Origin of the sequence: Flagellimonas myxillae (assembly GCF_023502235.1) — a bacterium.
Taxonomy (GTDB): Bacteria; Bacteroidota; Bacteroidia; order Flavobacteriales; family Flavobacteriaceae; genus Flagellimonas; species Flagellimonas myxillae.
Map to the genome: position 1 here is coordinate 58,891 of NZ_JAMFLY010000003.1, position 21,641 is coordinate 80,531.

The 21,641-nt window shown below is 43.4% G+C and carries 24 protein-coding genes; 8 read left to right on the forward strand and 16 right to left on the reverse strand.

Features of this window, described 5'->3' with window-relative positions; all coding sequences use genetic code 11:
* Nucleotides 1-11: 11 nt before the first annotated feature.
* From M3P07_RS12930 to M3P07_RS12945, 4 genes are all read right to left on the reverse strand, one after another.
* On the reverse strand, nt 12-383 hold the full coding sequence (locus tag M3P07_RS12930; protein ID WP_249970345.1) for a DUF1304 domain-containing protein: 372 nt from the start codon (nt 381-383) through the stop codon (nt 12-14).
* 2 nt (nt 384-385) lie between these two features.
* Nucleotides 386-925: a 3-hydroxyanthranilate 3,4-dioxygenase gene (locus M3P07_RS12935; protein WP_249970346.1), complete on the reverse strand. Its 540-nt coding sequence runs from the start codon at nt 923-925 to the stop codon at nt 386-388.
* 104 nt (nt 926-1,029) lie between these two features.
* Nucleotides 1,030-1,548: a CAP domain-containing protein gene (locus M3P07_RS12940; protein ID WP_249970347.1), complete on the reverse strand. Its 519-nt coding sequence runs from the start codon at nt 1,546-1,548 to the stop codon at nt 1,030-1,032.
* Nucleotides 1,549-1,734: 186 nt separating this feature from the next.
* Nucleotides 1,735-2,277 (reverse strand): CvpA family protein, encoded by a 543-nt coding sequence (locus tag M3P07_RS12945; RefSeq protein ID WP_249970348.1) that lies wholly within the window; start codon nt 2,275-2,277, stop codon nt 1,735-1,737.
* 60 nt (nt 2,278-2,337) lie between these two features.
* Between M3P07_RS12945 and M3P07_RS12950 the strand changes: the two genes are divergently transcribed.
* From M3P07_RS12950 to M3P07_RS12965, 4 genes are all read left to right on the forward strand, one after another.
* Nucleotides 2,338-2,694 (forward strand): hypothetical protein, encoded by a 357-nt coding sequence (locus M3P07_RS12950; RefSeq protein ID WP_249970349.1) that lies wholly within the window; start codon nt 2,338-2,340, stop codon nt 2,692-2,694.
* A gap of 14 nt (nt 2,695-2,708) precedes the next feature.
* Nucleotides 2,709-4,376 (forward strand): glycerol-3-phosphate dehydrogenase/oxidase, encoded by a 1,668-nt coding sequence (locus M3P07_RS12955; RefSeq protein ID WP_249970350.1) that lies wholly within the window; start codon nt 2,709-2,711, stop codon nt 4,374-4,376.
* Nucleotides 4,377-4,448: 72 nt separating this feature from the next.
* Entirely contained in the window at nt 4,449-5,534 is a 1,086-nt protein-coding gene (locus M3P07_RS12960) for a hypothetical protein (RefSeq protein ID WP_249970351.1), read from the forward strand.
* A 122-nt stretch (nt 5,535-5,656) separates the two neighbouring features.
* Complete coding sequence (locus tag M3P07_RS12965) at nt 5,657-7,216, forward strand: alanine/glycine:cation symporter family protein (protein WP_249970352.1); 1,560 nt, start codon at nt 5,657-5,659, stop codon at nt 7,214-7,216.
* Between the two features lie 2 nt (nt 7,217-7,218).
* Here M3P07_RS12965 and M3P07_RS12970 read toward each other — a convergent pair whose 3' ends face one another.
* Nucleotides 7,219-8,550, reverse strand: a complete 1,332-nt coding sequence (locus M3P07_RS12970) for an alpha/beta fold hydrolase (protein ID WP_249970353.1) — start codon at nt 8,548-8,550, stop codon at nt 7,219-7,221.
* A 124-nt stretch (nt 8,551-8,674) separates the two neighbouring features.
* On the opposite strand from M3P07_RS12970, the gene M3P07_RS17840 reads away from it, so the two are divergent.
* Complete coding sequence (locus tag M3P07_RS17840) at nt 8,675-9,427, forward strand: LytR/AlgR family response regulator transcription factor (RefSeq protein ID WP_249970354.1); 753 nt, start codon at nt 8,675-8,677, stop codon at nt 9,425-9,427.
* 2 nt (nt 9,428-9,429) lie between these two features.
* Here M3P07_RS17840 and M3P07_RS12980 read toward each other — a convergent pair whose 3' ends face one another.
* Nucleotides 9,430-10,431, reverse strand: a complete 1,002-nt coding sequence (locus tag M3P07_RS12980) for an NAD(P)H-dependent glycerol-3-phosphate dehydrogenase (RefSeq protein WP_249970355.1) — start codon at nt 10,429-10,431, stop codon at nt 9,430-9,432.
* Nucleotides 10,432-10,555: 124 nt separating this feature from the next.
* Here M3P07_RS12980 and M3P07_RS12985 point away from each other — a divergent pair, with 124 nt between their 5' ends.
* A complete protein-coding gene (locus M3P07_RS12985; protein ID WP_249970356.1) occupies nt 10,556-11,479 on the forward strand; it encodes a nicotinic acid mononucleotide adenyltransferase in 924 nt (307 codons plus the stop codon).
* Nucleotides 11,480-11,574: 95 nt separating this feature from the next.
* Here the strand turns inward: M3P07_RS12985 and M3P07_RS12990 are convergent, their stop codons facing one another.
* Nucleotides 11,575-12,468, reverse strand: coding sequence for an AraC family transcriptional regulator (locus M3P07_RS12990; protein WP_249970357.1), 894 nt, complete (start codon nt 12,466-12,468; stop codon nt 11,575-11,577).
* A gap of 126 nt (nt 12,469-12,594) precedes the next feature.
* Between M3P07_RS12990 and M3P07_RS12995 the strand changes: the two genes are divergently transcribed.
* Nucleotides 12,595-13,566 (forward strand): phytanoyl-CoA dioxygenase family protein, encoded by a 972-nt coding sequence (locus M3P07_RS12995; RefSeq protein WP_249970358.1) that lies wholly within the window; start codon nt 12,595-12,597, stop codon nt 13,564-13,566.
* A gap of 82 nt (nt 13,567-13,648) precedes the next feature.
* Nucleotides 13,649-15,229, forward strand: coding sequence for a SulP family inorganic anion transporter (locus tag M3P07_RS13000; RefSeq protein ID WP_249970359.1), 1,581 nt, complete (start codon nt 13,649-13,651; stop codon nt 15,227-15,229).
* A gap of 10 nt (nt 15,230-15,239) precedes the next feature.
* Here the strand turns inward: M3P07_RS13000 and M3P07_RS13005 are convergent, their stop codons facing one another.
* The 9 genes from M3P07_RS13005 to M3P07_RS13045 all read right to left on the reverse strand — a co-directional run bounded on the left by M3P07_RS13005 (nt 15,240) and on the right by M3P07_RS13045 (nt 21,621).
* Nucleotides 15,240-15,497: a hypothetical protein gene (locus M3P07_RS13005; protein WP_249970360.1), complete on the reverse strand. Its 258-nt coding sequence runs from the start codon at nt 15,495-15,497 to the stop codon at nt 15,240-15,242.
* Nucleotides 15,498-15,574: 77 nt separating this feature from the next.
* Nucleotides 15,575-16,207 carry a DinB family protein gene (locus M3P07_RS13010; protein WP_249970361.1) on the reverse strand — a complete coding sequence of 211 codons (633 nt, stop codon included), beginning with the start codon at nt 16,205-16,207 and terminating at the stop codon, nt 15,575-15,577.
* Between the two features lie 56 nt (nt 16,208-16,263).
* Entirely contained in the window at nt 16,264-16,752 is a 489-nt protein-coding gene (locus tag M3P07_RS13015) for a hypothetical protein (protein WP_249970362.1), read from the reverse strand.
* 48 nt (nt 16,753-16,800) lie between these two features.
* A complete protein-coding gene (locus M3P07_RS13020) occupies nt 16,801-17,187 on the reverse strand; it encodes a hypothetical protein (RefSeq protein ID WP_249970363.1) in 387 nt (128 codons plus the stop codon).
* A gap of 17 nt (nt 17,188-17,204) precedes the next feature.
* Nucleotides 17,205-17,915, reverse strand: coding sequence for a membrane or secreted protein (locus M3P07_RS13025; protein WP_249970364.1), 711 nt, complete (start codon nt 17,913-17,915; stop codon nt 17,205-17,207).
* A 118-nt stretch (nt 17,916-18,033) separates the two neighbouring features.
* Nucleotides 18,034-18,513 (reverse strand): c-type cytochrome, encoded by a 480-nt coding sequence (locus tag M3P07_RS13030; protein WP_249970365.1) that lies wholly within the window; start codon nt 18,511-18,513, stop codon nt 18,034-18,036.
* 108 nt (nt 18,514-18,621) lie between these two features.
* Nucleotides 18,622-19,584 carry a YheT family hydrolase gene (locus M3P07_RS13035; protein ID WP_249970366.1) on the reverse strand — a complete coding sequence of 321 codons (963 nt, stop codon included), beginning with the start codon at nt 19,582-19,584 and terminating at the stop codon, nt 18,622-18,624.
* The gene (locus M3P07_RS13040) at nt 19,584-20,585 is read right to left on the reverse strand and encodes a bestrophin family protein (RefSeq protein ID WP_249970367.1); all 1,002 of its coding nucleotides are present in this window, start codon (nt 20,583-20,585) and stop codon (nt 19,584-19,586) included. Before M3P07_RS13040 ends, M3P07_RS13035 begins: the two co-directional genes overlap by 1 nt.
* 58 nt (nt 20,586-20,643) lie before the next feature.
* A complete protein-coding gene (locus M3P07_RS13045) occupies nt 20,644-21,621 on the reverse strand; it encodes an NAD(P)H-dependent flavin oxidoreductase (protein ID WP_249970368.1) in 978 nt (325 codons plus the stop codon).
* Between the last annotated feature and the right edge of the window lie 20 nt (nt 21,622-21,641).

The window sequence follows — 21,641 nt, forward strand, 5'->3', positions numbered from 1 at the left end:
GTGAAGATTTCCTAAAGGAAAAAATGCATTAATAATAATCCTATTCCTAGTAAAGCGGGAAGTGCTTGGATGGTAAAAATCTTCTTGGAGGCCGTGAACGCACCATATATTCCTGCCACCGAAACACAGCCCAAAAAGAACAGGGCCACATACACTTGCCACTCCGGATCTTTAATTAGCAATGACCAAATAAGCCCTAGGGCCAAAAAGCCATTGTATAAACCTTGATTTGCGGCCAAGGTCTTGGTGGGCTCAAACAATTCTTCCGGAAATTTGCGGAACACTTTTTTTGCCTTTGTGGTCCAAGCGAACATTTCTAGCCATAAAAAATAAAAGTGTAGTAGGGCAACAAGGCAGATAATTAATTTAGCAGCAAGCAACATAGCTATTCCTTTGAGGTAAAACGTTCATCTGTTGGCATGACAGTGCCACAATTGTCACAAGTCCTTAATTCTTCCGAATTGTAAAAATGCTCGAAATGGGCCAAAAAGTCCTTTTCAATATCGTGTAGTGTAAAATAGGCCTCGTAAAGTTTATGGTTACAGGTGTCACAGAACCACAGGAGGCCATCGTCCACATTCATGTGATTTCTTTTGCGTTCCACCACCAAACCAATCGAGCCTTCATGTCTCACCGGGGAATGTGGAATTTTTGCTGGATGAAGATACATATCCCCAGGGCCTAATTGCATGGTCTTCTTTTGACCGTCTTCCTGGATATGCACTTCAATATTTCCTTCCAACTGATAAAAGAGTTCCTCGGTTTCGTTATAGTGATAATCCTTACGGGCATTGGGACCGGCCACGATCATTACAATATAATCCCCAGCGTCTTTGTACAGGTTCCGGTTGCCAACCGGAGGCTTAAGGGTATCTCGATTTTCCTCGACCCACTTATTTAAATTGAAAGGAGCTTGTACCGCCATGTCCAAGATTTTTTGAAAGGTATAAAAAACCTTTTTGCCAACATAGGGTTTAACAAAAAGACCCATGCTATGCATGGGTCCGTATTCCTTTGTATCCTCAAGGTTTATTCTGCGTCCACCCGCATAAATATTTGGGTATAATAAGGTCTACCCTGTTTGTCCACCTGGACACTTAAGGTTGTATGGGTAAAATTCCCCTCCAATGTCGTTTTATGTGTGGAACTCTTGAGCCAACCTTCCAAGGTCTTCTCCGCGGTATTGTAAAAACGGGCAACATTTTCACTCACTTTCACGGCATTGATTTCAGTGGCAATCTTGCTTGCCCTTTCCTCGAAATTATCATGACTCAATTTGTTCTTGGAAATCATATAATCGTTATGGTCCTTGGCATGCACATAGGAGGAAGGACTTGACTGAAGCGAGCTCTCGCCAATAGATTTTCTGTGATCGTTCACTAGGTTGAGCAATTCCGTTTCCATTTTTGCCGGATCAATAACAGCCTTTTCGTTTTCGAGGAAAGTCTCAGTCAACTCCAGCTCTTCTTGAACGGACGGTGACTTACTGCACATCGTTAGTGCAGCGACGGATGCAAAGACCCAAAGGGTATAAAATATCTTTTTCATTTTCGGGGGTGTGCGTTGGGGCGGTTCTAAAACCCCAAGTGTTCAAGAGGCTAAACTATCGGAGAAGTCACCTAATTCCATAAATACTCCATGGAGCACAAAAATCAACGTTAAGTGGTACATATAACAGCATTGGTCTCTGAACTTACTGAGCGTGAGTTCATTTCATCGGAAAAAGCGCACCGTTTATATAATGATGTTATTCGGCTGATCCGAATGGTCTTGGTCCGAATCCGTTTCGGGCCGCTCGGCCTCTAGGACCCAGGAAAAAACCAAAGCCCCTATCTCCTTAACGGGGGTATAGAAAAGGGATTCTTTTTTCGTATCCTCATTTATAAAGTTGAAGGATGAGGTAAGGCGTTCAAAAAAAATCAGGAGTGCTCCAATAACAATGGCAGTTTTCAACATTCCAAATATGGCTCCTGCAATTTTATTCAAAAGGCCCAACATGGCGAAGTCCGCAATTTTGGTCAGGAATTTTCCAGCGAAATGAATCAGCACAACAATCCCAATAAAAGTGATAAGAAACGCGGACACCTTTAAATATTGGCCGTCCCAGCCCATATTTTCCGAAAGGTAATCTGCAGTTAGATAAGAAAAGTGGATGGAACCATATATTCCAGCAATTAGGGCGACCAAGGAGGCAATTTCGACAAAAAGACCGTTTTTCAATCCCTTATAAAGGCTCCAAGCCAAAAGACCGCCTATTACGATATCCAAAAAGTTCATCCCATCAATTTTAACAAATATAGGATATTGATTCCTACCTTTGATTATCCTAAAAATTGTATGGCAAGAGACGAAACACTTAAAGAACGATGGGAGCAATTGGTTGAAAAACTATCGGCCCAATTTTCGGATGGCGACCCCTTGGATCTCGACGGGATCATCTATTTGGTGGGGGTGCAGGAATTGGGCAATTTTCACCGTAGTTTTAAGAAAGATGAAAAAGTAAATCTTATGCATATCGCAATCTGTAGATTGCTGGAGCCTTATGGGTATTACGATTTTGATTTTTTTGATGAGGATGGATGGCCCCATTACATAGTAAAGGAACAGCTGCCACCTTTGAAACCTGGAGAGCAGGCCATACTTATGAAAGAGGCCTTGGTGCACTATTTTCTGGAAAAAGAGTACATTCAATAATAGAAATCCTTCAAATGGACCAACCAACACCTTTTACGAATCTGGACAGGGATGAGCGAATCCTGAAAGCAACTCAAACAACCTTTGATCTTGTGGTCATTGGTGGAGGAATCACAGGAGGGGGTATCGCCCTGGATGCTGCCGCTCGAGGGCTAAAAGTTTTGTTGCTGGAAAAAGGGGATTTTGCCTCCGGGACAAGTAGCAAGTCCACCAAATTGATCCATGGAGGACTTCGCTATTTAAAACAGTTCGATTTTTGGTTAGTCAAGGAAGTAGGTTCAGAAAGGGCCATTGTTCACAAATTGGCCCCCCATTTGGTATTGCCCGAAAAAATGTTACTCCCCTTGATCGAGGGCGGGTCCTATGGTAAATGGCTGACTTCAATTGGGCTGAAAGTATATGATATTTTGGCCCAGGTAAGCGGGGACGACAAACGTCAAATGTTGGAAAAAAAGCAAGCGTTGAAGCTGGAGCCACTTTTGCCTAAAAAGATTTTGAACGGTGCCGGGTACTATGCCGAATATCGCACGGATGATGCCCGTTTAACCTTGGAAAACATTAAAACAAGTCTACAATTTGGAGCCGAGGCCCTGAACTACATGAAGGTAACAGGGTTCCAGTATACGGATGGGAAGGTAACTGGGGTAACTGTTGAGGATGAGGTGTCGGGGAAAGAACAAAATATCAACACCAAATATGTGGTAAGCGCAGCAGGTCCATGGGTCGATGAACTGCGGACCATCAACAATTCCAAAAAGGGAAAGCGCCTTCATTTAACCAAAGGGGTCCATCTGGTGTTCCCAAAGGAAAAACTTCCCGTAAAACAATCCGTGTATTTTGATGTGCCGGATGGTCGTATGATGTTTGCCATTCCAAGAGGCAAGGTGACATATGTGGGGACCACAGATACCAACTTTAATCTTGATAAAGACCATGTGCGAACAGATTTGGCTGATGCAATCTATTTGATATCGGCAGTGAACAATATGTTTCCAAACATCCAATTGGAAATGGAGGATATAGTTTCATCTTGGGCAGGACTCCGCCCCTTGATCCATGAAGAGGGCAAATCGGCATCTGAATTGTCCCGAAAGGACGAGATCTTCACCTCAGATACTGGACTCATCAGTATAGCAGGAGGGAAATTGACAGGCTATCGCAAAATGGCCGAACGTACCGTGAACCGTATCGGGCAAAAAATGAACGAGGACCACGGAACAGAGGTCCCAGATTGCACAACAGATAAAATTCCCCTTTGCGGAAGTGCATTTAAGAAGTTCAAGCAGGTGAAGAAATATATAGAAGAGGTATTTCAGCGCATTGAAGGAGATGGATTTACCCAATATGATGCATGGTACCTGGTTACCACCTATGGCATTCAAACAGAAACAATTTTGGAGCACTATGCCCAGCTTGGCCAAGCAAGCAATCAGGAGCGGATGATCCGGGCTGAAACCCAGTTTTCCATAGCTAACGAAATGGTACTTAACCCAATGGATTTCTTTATTCGAAGAACAGGCCGGCTGTATTTTGACATTGAAAGTATTAGCCTGTTTATGGAGCCAGTGTTGGATGAGTTCAAACAGGCTTTTGGTTATGACCAAGCGCAATTACAATCCTTTAAGGAGCAATTGCTGCATGAGCTGGATGCCCACTCCAACTTTTCTTTGGATAGGGTTTAGGCACCTTGGAACAACCGATTGATCGGCTATTGGAATTCCCTATATTTGAGCGAATTAATTTCTTGGCAACCGATGGATGGCAACCTTTATTTTTTCTATGGTTGGTGGCAATTTGCTGTTTGCCTTTTCGCTTTTTTTGCCTTGATTGCGATTTGGTGGCAGATTGGGAAAAAGCAAAATGATTTTGGGCAAGTTTGGTTGGCCCTGTCGATTCTTGCTTGGGCATTTTCGGGTTTATTGGAGGTTTATTTTGCTGTAAGAATTCCCAATAGCGGACTATATCTGGAAAGTGGACGTAGCATTTTATCACTCTTTAACAGCCTGTTTATCCTATTGGCTCTGCCATGGTTCCGATATCTTCCCAAACCCTTGGCATACATTATAAAAGGAGGGTTCTGGAGATTCATTGTAGGGGTTCCGTTCCTTTTTTGTTTGGCATTTACCCTGCATAAACTAATAGCTGGCCGGGAATATGGATACATTCAGGAATTGGATGTCTACTATGCGATTTTCACCTTGGTATTTTTGGGCGGGGTGCTTTGGGAGTCCTTTGCAAAAAGAAGGTTAAAGGTGCTTTCCTGGTTGTCCCTGGTTTGTATTCTGATTATTCTGGTAGCGCAGTTTTTTAAACTCTCGGAATCTGAGGGGACACTGTTGCTATTTTCTGCCATTTTCAAAACCAGTTTGATCATGCTATTTTTTGCCCTTGCACTTAGTTGGGTCAAGGAACTTGCTGAAAATATCATCCCTAAATCCGCCAACTTGAGCCTGGTGTTTTCCAAGGAAAAAGACAACGCTGGAAAATGGATGTCCACGGTTTTATTAAACGGGTTTCCAGGAACCAAGGAGCGGAAATTAATCCTGAGTCCCCGCTTACATGCCCTCCTTTTGGAGTTTGCCCAGCGATGTAAAAATGGAGAAGATCCATGGCTCGAAATCAAGCCTAAGAATTTTTCGGTAACAGAAAAGACCTATGATATTGGGGACTACAATCAAATAAAAAGACTGCTTAATGCTCTTTTGGACGGTCTCTTCGGAAAAGACAATTGGACCCGCGAACAGCATTTGATTCCTTTAAAGAATACCTTGTTCGAAATGTCGGAAAGTAGGAATCGAAAGATTCGCATGATACTCCCTCCTGAAAACATATTCCTGTAAAACAACAACTTACGTATAGATTGTCGGCTCTCGGACTTACCGACATGGAATAAGCTTTTCCGACATCCCCTGTGATTTTTATGGTCTTTTTTCAATTTCCCGAAAATTTGAAAATAAGACCCATGAAATTCCCATCGCTATGTTTATTATTACTTGTCACTCTTTTTCCATTTCATGTGTCAGCACAAGGACTGGACAAGCAAATCAATGACTCCTTTATGCCATTTGCCGTTTGGTGGGAAGGGCTTATTCTTGGTACAATACCTATAGGAGGCGCCAATATTCCAGTAGTGCTAATGCTACTGATTTTGGGAGCCCTGTTCTTCACCATTTATTTTAAAGCGGTGAATGTGCGGCTTTTTCCCATGGCCATCAATGTAGTTCGAGGCAAATATGACGAACTGGAACGCGCTGCAAATGGGGGAGACCAAGGAGAGGTCAACCACTTTCAGGCTTTGGCTACAGCAGTTTCGGGAACAGTCGGATTAGGGAATATCTCCATGGTGGCCGTTGCCATTTCTATTGGAGGTCCGGGAGCAACCTTTTGGATGATCTTGGCCGGGATCCTTGGCATGTCCACAAAATTTGTGGAATGCACCCTGGGGGTGGCCTACCGCGATATCGATGAAAATGGGAAAGTGTTTGGCGGCCCCATGTACTATTTGTCCAAGGGTCTAAAAAGGAAAGGGTTTGCGACCCTTGGAAAAGTATTGGCTGGTATTTTTGCGGTCCTATGCGTGGGAGCATCCTTGGGTGGGGGCAACGCCTTTCAGACCAATCAGGCCGCAGCGCAAATAATAAGTCAATTTCACATAGAGCACCAGGCTTCCGGGAGCCTTATTGGATTGATTTTCGCCCTTTTCGTGGGGATTGTGATCATCGGGGGCATTAAACGGATTGCCAAGGTAACGGGCAAGGTGGTGCCTTTTATGGCCCTACTTTATGTTTTGGCGGCCCTTTTCATCATTTTTTCCAACATTTCGTTGGTGGATGATGCCCTTGCCTTGATAGTTACCGAAGCCTTTACGCCCAAAGCCACAGTAACAGGAGGGTTTATTGGGGTAATGATTCAAGGTTTTCGTCGGGCGGCATTTTCCAATGAGGCGGGGGCGGGATCTTCCGCGATAGCGCATTCTGCCGTGAACACCCCTTATGCTGCATCCGAAGGCTTGGTTGGCTTGCTGGAACCCTTTATTGATACTGTGTTGATTTGTACCATGACCGCCATTGTCCTGATCCTTTTTAATATGGACGGTATGTTTGTGTATGGGGATGTTGTCAATGGAAAAGCCTTAATGCTGGATGGGTCCCGATTGGGAGGAATCAATCTTACTTCCCAAGCCTTTGAGCACGCTATTCAAGGGTCGTCCTTTGTTTTGGTAATCGCGGTAATCCTCTTTGCTTTTTCCACGATTCTTTCGTGGTCCTATTATGGACTTCAAGCATGGAAGTATCTTTTTGGAAGGGGCAAATGGACAGACCTAATTTATAAGGTAATATTTTTAATGTTCACTGTTTTAGGGGCAGCCATCACCTTGGATGCGGTTATTAAATTTTCCGATGCCATGATTCTTGCCCTTGTTTTTCCTAACATGATCGGTTTGCTCTTTTTGTATCCGAAAGCCAAGAAAGAGCTCGAAAAATACCTGAACGCTATAAAAATGGGATTGAAAAAAGCATAGGGCTAGGGGAAAGCAATGGAATCCAACCCTGCCATTTCCCTGGCCCAATTAATAATAAGATTGATGGTGCCTTCGTCCCACTTGCCCGGTTTTCCCTCAAAAGAGTTTTTCGGACTTTCATGTATGGTATTCCAATGATCCAAACCAGGATACTCGTGCAAAAGATGGTCTGTATGGCCATTCCGTTTTAAGACTTCCATAATCATGTGATTGTCAAACGCAGACATGATCCAGTCGTGTGTTCCCCGTAAAATACGGACAGGCACTTTAATTTTTTCCCACTGCCCTGCCAAATCAAATTCCTGCAATTGTTGATAATAGGCTACGGGACGGCCATACATGTGTGCTGGGGAATGATAATTGTAATCGGCCAATGCCGGGTTTTCATCCACCACATCCTGATAAGATTTTTTCTGTACCATCATTCCATAATAAAGTGGGAAGTAATACTTGTTCATTTTTTCGGTTATCTGGGATTCGGTATTGCCTTGGAATTGAAGAATACGGCGTTCAATTTCCAACATGTGCTCAAACCAAGTCTTATAAAAAGTGCCGTCGGATATAACCCCTGCCAGGTCAAACTCGTTGGCCAATAAGGGAGCCAAGGCGCTCCCCATGCTAGAGCCATAAACCACGATTCTGGAAGAATCCACATAAGGCTTGGTTTTGAAATACTGAATCGCTGCTTGGTAACCCGCCAAATCCGTAACAAAATCTGATTGGCTGCAATCACCCTCGCTGTCACCAACTCCAGGCTTTTCAATCCGCATGACAACCATCCCCGATTTTTCCACCAAATCTTTGATAGTCTGCACCCAGTTTCCGCTTCGGCCCGGATAGGTTTCAATACTGGAACAACTGAGACCTCCAATAAGCACAACCGCGGGTTGTTTTCCCGTTTTTTTAGGCTTGGTAATAATGATTCTTTGAGTGATGCCATGGGCGCTGGTGACCTCTTCATAATAGGTGTCCAACCCAGCATGTTTTTCCTTCTCCAAGGGATTGAACTCTACCATTTTCTCAATGGATTGATGATTCCGAATCACTTTAATTTGGGTAGGGGTATTGGCCCTGAGTCCATAGGATATCTCGGTCCAGATTTCATCAGAGTTTACGGTAGTTCCATTAACCGCAACAATAAGGTCATTGGCTAAAAACCCAGCCTTCGCCAAAGGACTATTGGTATCTATTTCCAGAATTTTGGCACCGGGCTTTCCCGTTTGTGGACCTTGGATTTTGGCTTCCCAGGAACTTCGTCTTCCCAACACTTGGGATTGGATTGGGAAAGTAGCGACCAAAAGAAAGAATGCGATGAATAGACAACAGTTTTTCATGACGGATGTTTTATGATTTTCTTAAAAGTAGATTCCCTAATTTTAGACAAGGGACATTTTATGTCTAGGTGGGGGTTTTTTATACCAAACCCCTTTTGTACATGACATAAAAAATCATGGTTTAGTGAAATCGACCACTAATTTTTACCTATTTGGATCAAGAATCGCGACCCACTGCGTTTTCTGGGTATTGTACTACCTGCTATTTGGATTGCTTTGGGTTGGGGAAGAAGGGTACTTGGCCTCCTTTTATTTGGAATTTATTTTGCTCCCCACACGGATTTTGGCCGTGTACATCACCATCTATTTTTTGCTCCCGCGCTTTTTGTTGAAAAGAAAGTACCGTAGTTTCTTTATAGGCTATGGCCTTACGCTTTTGCTGGGGGGTATACTTCAAAGGGTTTTTATCCACTTATTTTATGAGGAGCTGCTCTTAAACGATTCCACTTCCGGGCTTTTTAGTGTGATGATGTTGGTGCGGGCCATTGTGCTCATCAACACCACTGTGTTACTGGTGCTTGGCGCAAAACTTTTTCAATTGTGGGCTATTGAACAGGAGAAAAACAAGAGCTTGGAAAGCGAAATCTTGGAAATACGGTCCAACAGAAAAACGCATCGGGTTCCGGTGGACAGTATTCTTTTTGTGGAGGGCTTGGGGAACTATGTTACTTACCACTTGGCCGATAAATCGAAAATTACCAGTTATGGGAGCATCAAGGCTACCCTGGCACAATTACCGCCCAATTTTAGGCGTGTGCACAAATCCTATATTGTAAATAAGGAACACATTAAATCCTACGATACCTTGACCATCGACCTGCAGGACACTACGATTCCCCGGGGTAAGAGTATTGCCGATGATGTATTGCTGAACTAATTCTAGTTTAGTTTATCCGTCAGTTTTTTAAAGACCTTTTTCGGATTTTTCTTTTCGTACAACACCTGATACACGGCATTGATAATGGGTGTTTTGGTCTTCTTAATTCGGTTTTGGTTGATGAGGTGGGCACTTTTGGTGGCATAATAACCTTCCGCGACCATGTTCATTTCCATCATGGCACTTTTTACGGTGTACCCCTTGCCGATCATATTGCCGAACATGCGGTTTCGGCTAAAGGTGGAATATCCGGTTACCAAAAGGTCCCCCAAATAGGCCGAATTGTTGATGTTCCGTTTCATTTTATAGACTTTGTCAATAAACCGTTTCATTTCCCGAATAGCATTGCTCATAAGCACGCTCTGGAAGTTGTCGCCATATCCCAATCCATGCGCAATTCCCGCCGCAATGGCATAAATGTTTTTTAGCATGGCGGCATATTCAGTGCCTATAATATCGTCCGAAATTTTGGTACGGATATAATGGCTTTGCAGTGCTTCCGCAACCATCTCGGCTTTTGGGGCATCCGCACAAGCAATGGTCAGGTAGGAAAGTCGTTCCAAAGCTACTTCCTCGGCATGGCAGGGCCCTGTGATCACCCCAATGTTTTTGAAGGGAATTTGATAAACATCGTGAAAATGTTCCCCAACGATTAAGCCACTCTCAGGAACAATTCCCTTAATAGCGGAAAATATGATTTTATGATCCAGTGAGGCAAAGAGCTTTTTAAGTTCTGATTCCAAAAAAGCTGAAGGAATGGCAAAAACAAGGACATCTGAGGCATCCACTACAGTGTTCATGTTATTGCTCAACAATAGTTTGGAAACATCGAACTCAACGGAGCTTAGATAGTTTGGATTATGGCCCTCCTCCATAATATGGTCAATGGCTGGTTCGCTACGCATGTACCAGGCCACTTGATCCAAGTTTTCGACCAACATCTTAACAATGGCAGTTCCCCAACTACCACCTCCAATTACCCCAAAGCGAAGCTTTTTATCCATCCATCCGATTTATGGGCAAAGCTAAAAAATATATCCCAGCACCTGTAATTTGTGCATAATCAAATAGTTATGATTTTGGCATAGTGCTTGGTTTATACCAAGTAGAATCAAAAACATGTAGATTATGAGAAATGGAAAACTACTTATTGGAATAGTGCTGGTTGGCATTTTGGCCAGCTCTTGTTATACAGAGGTCATTGTTGAAGATGACTTTATTGAAGAATCTCCCATAAATACGGCCCTGGTGCTTGAGTCCTTTGATTTGTGGTACGTGGACATCAATGCCACCAAAGGAAGTGGTGAAGTACCCTTTTTGCAACGGGCTTTTACCCTAACTTTTGATCGTGGGGTACTCCGGGCGAATAACAATCTGGTTGGAATTGGAAAGACCGGGAATGGCATGGGGATTTCCGTAGGAAACTATGGGACCTTGTCCGGTGCGGTTGAAATAGATCATGACGTGGATGGTTTATGGGTGTTGGAAGTTTTTGCCGTGAACAATAGTACTTTGGAATTATACGATTCCCGTTCGGATACCTCCTATATTGTTCGGGGATACCAGCGCAGTAATTTTGACTACGACCAGATTTTCTATGATAATATCCATTATTTCCTGCAAGAATATGAAGCTTGGGAAAAGGTCTTTACCAGTGAGGAAGGAGCTATCAATGAATTTGATGATGAGAACTTTTTACAGTTTTTATCGGGAACCGAAGGGGACTTCTTTAGATCATCAGTCGATGAAAACGGTACTCCCGTTGTGAATTTGCAATGGGATTACGAAGGGGACTATCAAATTTTTAATATTGCCAACGACCCCGACCTCAAAACTTTAACACTGGATTATGACTTTTTGGGCAATGACTATTTTGAACTTTACGTTATTGATGATAACACTATTGAACTTTATCATGTGGACAGCGAAACCGTTTATGAGTTTAAGGGAAGAGGATATATTCAGTATTTGAAAGCGGGAAATAAAGCTGGTAAAAAGCGTTCAAAAGTTAAAAATTCCATAATGAACGTTACAAAACAGAGAAAAATGTAAGGGAACAAGAAAGTGTTCGACATAGTTTACAAGTTTTTTGGTTGGTTATTTAGTTAAGAATCGCTCCAAGTTCTCCGCTTGGGGCGGTTCTTTTTTTAATCCCCAACCTTAACGATCTTTTTGTTGTGGACCAAATATTGTTTTTTAAAATCCGATGGATTTTCCCCGCTGATGCGTTTAAAGGTCCTGTTGAAATAAGAAAGGCTTTCGAAACCACATTCATAACAAGCTTCACTCACATTTTTGCCCATTAGCAACAATCTTTTGGCCTGACTGATTCGGTATTGGTTTAGAAAATTGATAAAGGTGTTACCGGTGGCTTTCTTGAAATACCGACAGAAAGCTTCTTTGCCGAGATTACATTGCTCCGCTACATCCACAATTCCGATTTTCTGTTGGTAATGCTTGTCCACAAATGCATAAATACCCCGCAACCGGTCTTGTTCCTTTTTCCGAAATTTATTGATGTAAGGCTGTTCATGAAGCAAAAAGAAATCTTGACTATGGGCCAGTTCCCTAAGGATACCGATGGATTCCATAAAAAACTCAAAAGGGGCAAGGGCGTGAAGCTTTTTCAATCGCTTCCCCACCTTATTTTTGGTTTCCCCCGTAAAGACAATACCGTGTCTTGATTTTTCGAAAAGCGCATTGATGCTCCCTAGTTCAGGAATGTTGGCAAGCACGGACTCCTTAAAGCCGGGCTTAATGTGCAAGACTTCTTTTTCATATTCGGTTTGCACTCCATAATCAAAATTTAAATGGGGAATGTTGGAGCCGATAAAAACCAAATCGCTATCCGAATAATTGGAAATGCTATCCCCCACGTGCCTGGTGGCACTGGCACCTTCAATGAAGACAAGCTCATACTCAGGATGGAAATGCCAGTAAAAAAGATGGTTCAACCTAGGGTGGTGCAAAAGTCGAAAAGGACTTTTGGAATCGGGCGATATGGTCTCCAGCTGCACCTTCATTTTAACTTTACTATGCATTAAATTAAAAATATGAACAGTAAATATCAAAATAATTCAAATTTGTATCAATATTGAGGTTGAGAAACAACAAGGTCCTTTCTAGTTTTACCCTATCGAATTTGGAAGTCAAAAAAATCAGAAACCATGGGAAAAGAATCAAAATTGGAAATGGCCAACAAGGCCCATGAAGAAATTCCTGGCAATCCCTCCACGGCAACCAGTAGCAAAATCAGACTAAACGACCGCTCCAAAGGTCAACCTCTTCGCGTACTATCTGAAGCGGATTGGGACTTTTGGGTGCATAATGGATACATTGTAATCAAGAATGCCATTCCCAAAGAGCAAGTCCAGGCCACGGCGGATTTTATCTGGGAATTTGATGAAAAGAACCCCAATGATACCAAAACCTGGTATGCCCCACCACGGGCAGAAATGAAGATGAAGGAACTTACCGGAACGGGCATGGTGGAGGTGTATAACCATCAGCATTTATGGAACAACAGGCAAATGCCAAAGGTTTACGATGCCTTTGTGGATGTTTGGGGCACCGAAAAATTATGGGTGACCATAGATCGCGCCAACCTGAATTTTCCCTTGCAAGAGGGAGTAAAGAAAAAAGGATTCATCCATTGGGATTATGACCCCGAAACCAAACCCCAAAATGTGCAAGGTGTATTGGCCCTTGCAGACCAGACGGATGAAAATATGGGTGGATTTCAATGTATACCGTGGCTTTATAGGAATTATGACACCTGGAAACTGACCCAACCCGAAGACAGGGATCATTTTCAGCCCAGTTTGGAAGGTTTGGAGGATAAAATTGTAAAAGTGAAAATGGAAGCAGGGGACTTGTTGATTTTCAATAGCTTGGAACCCCACGGTATACGGCCTAACCTGTCCGGGAACAAAGTACGGGTCGCCCAGTACATCTCCATGATGCCGGCCGAAGAAGACAATGAGGCTTTGCGACAATGGCGAATCAATTCATGGAAACACCGAATAGCGCCTGAGGGATATGCCTTCCCCGGGGACCCGCGTAATTGGGAGCAAGAGAAATACGAAACTGCAAAATTGAGCCCATTGGGAGAAAAATTATTAGGGCTAAAGAAGTGGTAAGATCACCAAATCCTTAAAAATGAGGCTATTTATGGCTAGCTTAGGGAATAATGGTATTTTTGCCCGCTTCAAGTAGAAAGACATGAAGAAGTACCTCAACCTTTTCGACTTTTCCCAAAAAGTAAACTACCGCACCGAAGTGCTTTCTGGATTGACCGTGGCCTTGGCCTTGGTGCCAGAAGCAATTGCCTTTGCCTTGATTCCCGGTTTTTCGCCCCTAACGGGCTTATATGCCGCCTTTGTCTTGGCATTGGTCACCTCCATTTTGGGAGGACGCCCGGGTATGATATCTGGGGCAACTGGTGCAGTGGCCGTTATTTTTGTCGGCTTGATTTTGGAACTCAAACAAACGTTTCCAGGCATTGAGCCCACCACAATTCTAAACTATGTTTTTGCTACGGTAATCATTGCCGGGGTCATCCAGATTTTGGCAGGGGTATTGCGATTGGGGAAGTTCATCCGACTGGTTCCCCATCCGGTGATGTTTGGATTTGTAAATGGGTTGGCCATTATCATTTTTATGGCACAGTTTCCAAATTTTTATGATAAAGGAACCGGAGAATTGTTGTCTGGGGCTTCATTGTATACCATGCTTGGGTTAACCGTTTTGACCATGATCATCATTTGGGGTTTCCCCAAACTGACCAAGGCCGTACCATCTTCTTTGTTGGCCATAATCGTTGTTTCGGCCATTGTAATTGGATTTGGAGTTGACACCTTAACGGTGGCCGATACCATGCAAGAAGGTGAAAGTATTAAAGGAGGGTTTCCTCCATTGTCCATTCCTAAAATCCCCTTTACCCTGGATACTTTCATGATTGTAATTCCCTATGCCGCCATTGTTGCTGGGGTTGGTCTGATTGAAAGTTTGCTTACCCTTAATATTATTGATGAGATTACCGAAACACGAGGAAGCGGCAACAAGGAATGTGTTGCCCAAGGGACTGCAAATATCCTTTCCGGATTCCTTTCCGGGATGGGTGGATGCGCCATGATCGGACAGAGCTTGATCAACACCTCCTCTGGGGCGAGGGCGCGACTTTCAGGAATCACTGCAGCAGTAATGCTTTTGGTGTTTATTATGTTTGGCAGCAATCTTATCGAACGCCTACCGATGGCCGCATTGGTCGGTTTAATGTTCATGGTGGCCATTGGAACCTTTGAGTGGGCCAGTTTCAAGACCTTTAGAAAAATGCCAAATTCCGATGTGATTGTGATGGTTTTGGTGACATTGATTACCGCGATAACCCATAATTTGGCCATAGCGGTTTTGTTGGGGGTAATTATTTCTGCCTTGGCCTATTCTTGGGAAAATGCAAAGCGTATCCGAGCTAGAAAACATGTGGATGAGGACGGTGTTAAACACTATGAAATATATGGTCCGTTGTTCTTTGGGTCCACTACCTTGTTTGCAGAAAAATTTGATGTGCAAAACGACCCAACCGAGGTAATCATCGATTTTCGTGAAAGCCGTGTTGCCGATATGTCGGGGATAGAAGCCCTGAACAAGATTACTGAACGCTATGCCAAAGCAGGCAAAAAGGTGCATTTAAGGCATTTGAGCAAGGATTGTATTCGATTGCTGAAAAATGCCGAAGACATTATCGAGGTCAATGTACTGGAAGATCCAACCTATAAGGTTGTTGTGGATAAAATAAACTAATGGGGTTTCCTTAGTTGGAAAAAATCAGGTAACCCACAAAAACAAAGAAGGCTAATACAAAAAGGGTTAAAAAGTACATACGTATTTCCATAAGACGATCCCTTTTGGCCTGTGCAATAATCTTATCCCTTATTTTCTTTTGTTCAAATGGCGTAAGTTCCTTGAAGTGCAGCTGGGTTTCATTGGTGTAACCTTCATAAGCCTCCCTAATTTCACTGTAACTGCGTCTTTTCCGCAATAAAGCGCGGTTCGCTTTTACGACTAACATTGGTTGACTTGCTGAACCCATGGGTTATTCTTTATCTATGGGTAGCGAAAATCCGATTTTGTTACAACAAGCAAGGATCAGTTGTTTCTTAACCTGCCATTAAAAACGCTAATATTTGGATTGATTGGATTACCCGATGCCCTTCGCATCATGGTAATTTGCCCGGCATGGTAAATGCAATCCGATAGCATCCCGTTGATCATGTTCCAATAGGGAAATGCACTTTGGTTGTCCCCACGTTGAAAGATGACCTTAAAGTTTTCAAAGTCCTCGGCCTTTTTGCCTGCCATGGATACACTGGCTGCTTTTAGGTTTTCCAAAGTTTTTTTTCGCAACTCTTCATAGGACAATTTTGAAAAATCGGCAGGGCGCACATTGGGTTTGGCCAGCGGTGCGTTTTTGATCATCTCGGACATTCCGTAAATATGGAAAAGGGTTTCCATAATAGTTCTTCCGTCCTCTGATGGTTTATAGGCCAAGTCCTTTTCCGTTAAATCTTTGGTGGCCCAATGGTACCGGAACCCAAGACCATCGATCATTCTGGCTGCCACATTACCAGGGCTATAATCAGCCGGGTAATCCGGAATTTGGTGGTATGGCAATTCTTCTTGCGCGTTCATGGTATTGATTAAAAATAAGGAAAGAAACAGAATCTTGGCAATGGTGAGCGGGTTCTTGGTTGTCATATTCTTTTTTAAATAGGCAGTCAAATTAACCGTTTTGTAGGTGACCTCCCAGTGTTTTGACAAACATTTAGCATAATGGATTACCTACTGAAGTTTAATTCCATTGTTGACCCTTCTTCCAATTTATCCCATTGTTCAAGGAGGTCGTTGAGGTTTTCTTGGATTCGACCCAAGGTTTCCGAAGTAAGATCAGGGGGATAGGGGAGTCCGTTTTCGGCAAGGATTTCCTTCAGCGTACTTATCAAATCAAAATCCCCTGCGCCGTTTTGCATGGCAGTCGTCAACAGGTTTACGATGTGTTCCGTTTGAAGGGACTCGACAGGTAGATTGTCAGGAATCAGCTCTTCCGGTCTTTGGTCTCTTGGCAATTCAAAATCCTCAATATTGAATCCGCTTGCCAATAGTCCATAGAATGCTTGGGTGAAACCCAAAACAGTTTCCACCGCAAAATGGGCGAAGTCGTGGATTTCAAAATTGGGATGTATCTCCGACCAAGTGGTACTGCCATCCTCCCTAATGCAGTTAAGAATACTGGGCTTGCCCCTTCTTTTTTTAAATTGAATTTTCACGGTTCTAAAAAACTCAGATTGATTTTAAGATTGGGTTAATGGGTTTCCCTACTCGACACACCCCTGATAAAAGGGCGCAAAAGGATGGATTTCGAGCTTGAAGAGTTTATGTTGAATGGCCACATCTTCATAAAGCATATTTTTCACTTCCTGCAGACCGCTTCCTTTAATGATCAGCATTCCGGTATCACTATAGCGTGCTCCTACGGAAATCTTTTTTTCCTTGCGAAGCTTTGAGAGAAATGAGGAGTGCTCTTTAAAATAAGCTTGCTCATGGGGTTGTTTGTCAGCATCCCAGCTTTCTCCTAAAGTATATAGGGCAACAAAGTAAGATGTTGCTTTTTCGGTTTCTTGGGAAAACAAAAGAATGGGAATACAAAGCAGGGGCAAAAGAACCAACAGCTTCTTTATATTGATTAAGTGAATACCTTTCATGATGGTAGGATTTTGTTTTATTCCCGAAGACTCCAAATTTCGTATAAGGGAGCTCCCTTGCTACTGAACCCCGAATGGTGCCAATTGCCTTCTTTAAGATCAAAATCAAAAACAAGGCTGGCCCCGACGCGTGAATTGTCCCTAGAGAAAAACTCTATGTTTTCTGTATATTTTCCATCGACGGTGGTATAGTTTCCTCCCCCGGTTCCCATAAACTGTTTGGTTTCCGTGTTATAGGCAATCCATTGGAAACGCGTCCCAGAAAGAATTTTCATGGTTTTTCGAGGCCGGTTGGTGTCCCTGGACCTCAGCTCCCCGTTTTGTTTTCTGCCCGACATTAACCAAGCCCCAGCCAAGGCACCGGGCGAGCCATCATCAATGCGGGTCCAAACCAAATCATGATCCTTCGCTTTCAAGGTATTTTCGTCCAGTTCAATTTCAAAGACCACCTTGGTTCCGACCCTTTCCGGTTTTTGGGTGTCGAATTCCACGGTCTCTGTCAAGGTGGATCCGTCGAGTTCCCACGCCCCACCATTGGTGCTTATAAAAGCTCCGTTTTTAGCATCGAACCAAGTAGCAACTTGGTAGCCATCAGAAAAAATAACTACAATCCGAACGGATTGACCATTTTCGTTGGTGCTGATATTTTCCCAAGCCCCCAATAAACTTTGACCGTAATGGGAGCTGATAAAAAGGCAAGCGATTAAAGAGAGTGCGAATTTTTTCATGGGTTGGCCGTATCTATACCCATAAAAATACCCAACCTTGGGCAATCCCAAGACAATTTAACATAAAATTGACTTGGCTTTCGCCAAGTCAAATAGTCTGATAATTAAATATTTAGGATTATAGGGTGCGCAAATACTCTGCAATATCCCGAGCTTCTTCTTCGGAAAGATTTTGGTTGAGCATGATGGCATTGTTATACTCTTTCAACAACGCCTTGGCAATTGGATCTTCGCGCAACATACCATCAGGGTTAAGGATCATGTTCATGACCCACGCTGGACTACGTCGTTCGTAAACCCCTTTGACTGCAGGACCGATCATACGTTGGTCCACCATGTGGCAGGCCACACATATGGAATTGAAACTAGCTTCTCCCCGAGCAGCCATTTCCTCGTCAATAGCATCTGGAAAAGTCAGATCTTTGATGGGTCCAACCCCATTGTTGTCCAAATCCACAGGCACACCTTGGGCGGCATCTGCTTTATTATCTTCTGTTTTGGAGCGACTTACTTCAAAGCCATCCTTTTTTTCTTCCTTTTTTCCTCCGCAGCTTGCAACAAAGGCTGCCAATGCTAAGAACACTAGTATTTTTTTCATTTCGCTAAATTGTGTTGTAGTCAGTTGAATTTGTAGGCACTAAGATAACCAAATGGTCAAAACTTTTTTGTTATTTATTATGATGCCCGTAACATTCGGAGGGAACCTTTAGGTGAGGGAGTCGAAAAACTGCAATGCCCTGGTTTCCGAATAACAGATGTTGTGCTTTCCCCAAAAACCTACATGGCCACCATATTTGGGGACTTCCAAATGAATAAGCTCGCTCTTTTCCGCTTCAGCAATTGGATAACAATCCTTCCCAAGAAAAGAGTCGTCCGCAGCGTTGATGATAAGCGAGGGCACTTGAATGTTGTTTAAAAACTGAAGGGAACTACACTTGGCATAATAGTCCAGTGCATCCTCAAAATTGTGGGCTCGACTAGTGTACACATCATCAAAATCCTTTAAGGTTTTGATCGATTTTATATCCGATGTGGAAATCAATTCTGGAAACATTTGCTGTTTCACCCGAAGTTTTGCGAGTAGATGTCTTTTAAATCGTCGGGCGTACAACACATTTTTGAAGGTCAAAAGTTGTTCACAGGAATCGCGTAGGCTACAAGGAACAGAAACAGCCACCGCACCCTTAATTTCGGTTGGGATTTGAATGCCTTCTCCCAAATATTTAAGGGACAAATTCCCGCCCAAACTAAAACCCTTAAGATAAATGCTCCCATAGACCTTGGTTTTCAGAATATGTTCAATGATCTGGTGCAAGTCGGAGGTAGCACCGCTGTGGTAGGAACGATACCTTAGATTGGGTTCCCCACTGCATCCCCGGTAATTCACCGCACAGGCATCATATCCATTTTCGTTGAAAAGTTTGGCACTTCCAGTGATGTATGGCCGCTGGGCATCACCTTCAAGGCCATGCAATAAAACAACCAATTTCTGGTGGGGTGGGGCGGCGTAACTCCAGTCCAGGTCCAAAAAGTCACCATCAGAAAGGGTAATACGCTCCCTGGATTGGACAGGGTTCTTCACCTGTCTAAAGAGACCGTTATAGATGGTTGCCAAATGTCCATTCTTGAAAAAGAGGGGCGGACTATAACTTGAGGGAACAATGGGCATTAATATAGGATATTGTGCATGGGCTTTATTTTGGGAGGAAGGTTTTCTTCATCCAACATATCCCGCAGATCAATTTCAATGGTTCTGCACAAAGCGGTCATGGGCACGTCGTTGATCCGCCCTTCAAAAGGATCCTCGCTGTTGCTGCCCACTTTTTCCATGGTTGAAAATATCCAGGATATCAAAATGGAAAAGAAGATCATTAAAACAATGTACCACCAGTTGTTTCCAGAATCCAATTCCTTCAGTTGGGTTTCGAACACGTTCAACAATCCAAAGGGAAGCAAAAGCAAAAAAATCCAAGTAAAGACGGTGCTGAAATACGCATATTGTCTGGGAAAAGGAGTATTCTTGATGCGTTCGCACTTGCCTTGAAGATTGTACATTTCCTCCAGATTTCCATGGAAAACTTGCTTATCGAACTCTGTTATTTTTCCTTCAGCCAATAATTTCTTCAGATGCTGACCTTGCTTTTTAATCAGATGGGTCGCCACATTTTTCCTGTTTTCCAAACCATCAACTTCTGCTGGGCTCAATAACATGTCCATGCCGGTGCAGACCGGATTTCGTTCCCCGTGCCTGTCAAACAAGCGTTCAACCGCCCTGTTTTCCCGAATGGAAAAGCTGGAGGGTTGCCTAAGTTGGATGCGAAGGGCGTTGATCCACGCAATATGTCGGTAAATTAGTGCCACTTGTGCCGCCCGATCGTTTTCCACAAAACTCAGCACATTATTGGCCCAGGTACGTGAGTAGTTCACAATACCGCCCCAAATTTTTCTTGCCTCCCAAAAACGATCATAGCTTTGACTGTTTTTGAAACCTATATAAAAGGCCACAGCAATACCAATAACGGAAAGGGGCTGAAATGGAATATCGATGTGGGTCCATCCACAAACGTGATAGAGATAAAAAATGATGGCAGCATAGAAGGTAAAAAAGAGAAGGTTTTTCCAAGCAAACCTTAAAATAAGGGACCAGCTAATATTCCGTTTGATGTACATTGCAGTTAGGTTAGTTGATTAACACTTACCAAAATACAAAGAAAAGTAGGAAATAAAACTAGTCCTTGGGGTAGCTGTTTAGGAGATTGGATTGTTCCTCGATGGCCGCTTTGAATTCGGATTTTAAACCAGCAACAAGCTCCGCAACAGGCAGTACGTTTTCAATGGTAGTTACCCCTTGCCCAGCGGACCAAATATTCTTCCATGCTTTGGCTTCGGTATCCAGTTCCTTGCCGAAATCCACCTTATGGGTTTTCTTCAGGTCTTCTTCTGAAATCCCAATGGCCTTTAAGCTTGCGGCCATAAAATTGGCATGTACCCCAGACACAGCTGCAGTGTAAACAATATCACTGGCTCCGGAGGCTATGATCATGTTTCTATACTCTTCTGGAGCTTTGCTTTCCGCTGCGTTGATAAAGCGCGTGCCCATATAGGCCATGTCGGCTCCCATTTGCATGGCACTGGCAACATCCCTGCCCGTGCTAATGCACCCTGAAAGGATTATGGTCTTGTCAAAAACCTTTTTGGCTTCCGCTATCAGACTCATAGGATTTATGGTCCCCCCATGTCCGCCTGCTCCTGCGGCAACCAAAATAAGGCCATCCACTCCGGCTTCAGCAGCTTTTTCGGCATGCCTTTTTTTGATGATATCGTGAAAGACCAATCCCCCATAACTGTGGATGGCATCCACCACCATACTTACTGCCCCTAGGGAAGTGATTACCAAGGGCACTTTGTGTTTCATGCATAATTTAACATCGGCCTCCAATCGGGGATTGGTGGGGTGTACGATAAGATTGACACCAAATGGTGCCGGCTTTTTCCCGGTTTCCTCCTCGAATTGTTTGAGTTCCGATTTTATCTGGATCAACCACTCCTCAAAGCCCTCGCTTGTACGTTGGTTAAGGGCAGGAAACGTTCCCACGACCCCATTTTTGCAGCACTCCACGACCAACTTGGGTCCAGAAATTAAAAAAAGGGGTGCGGCTATTACTGGGAGGCTTAGGTCTTGGATAAACTCGGCTTTTTGACTCATAGCGATAGTTTGAGGTTCTA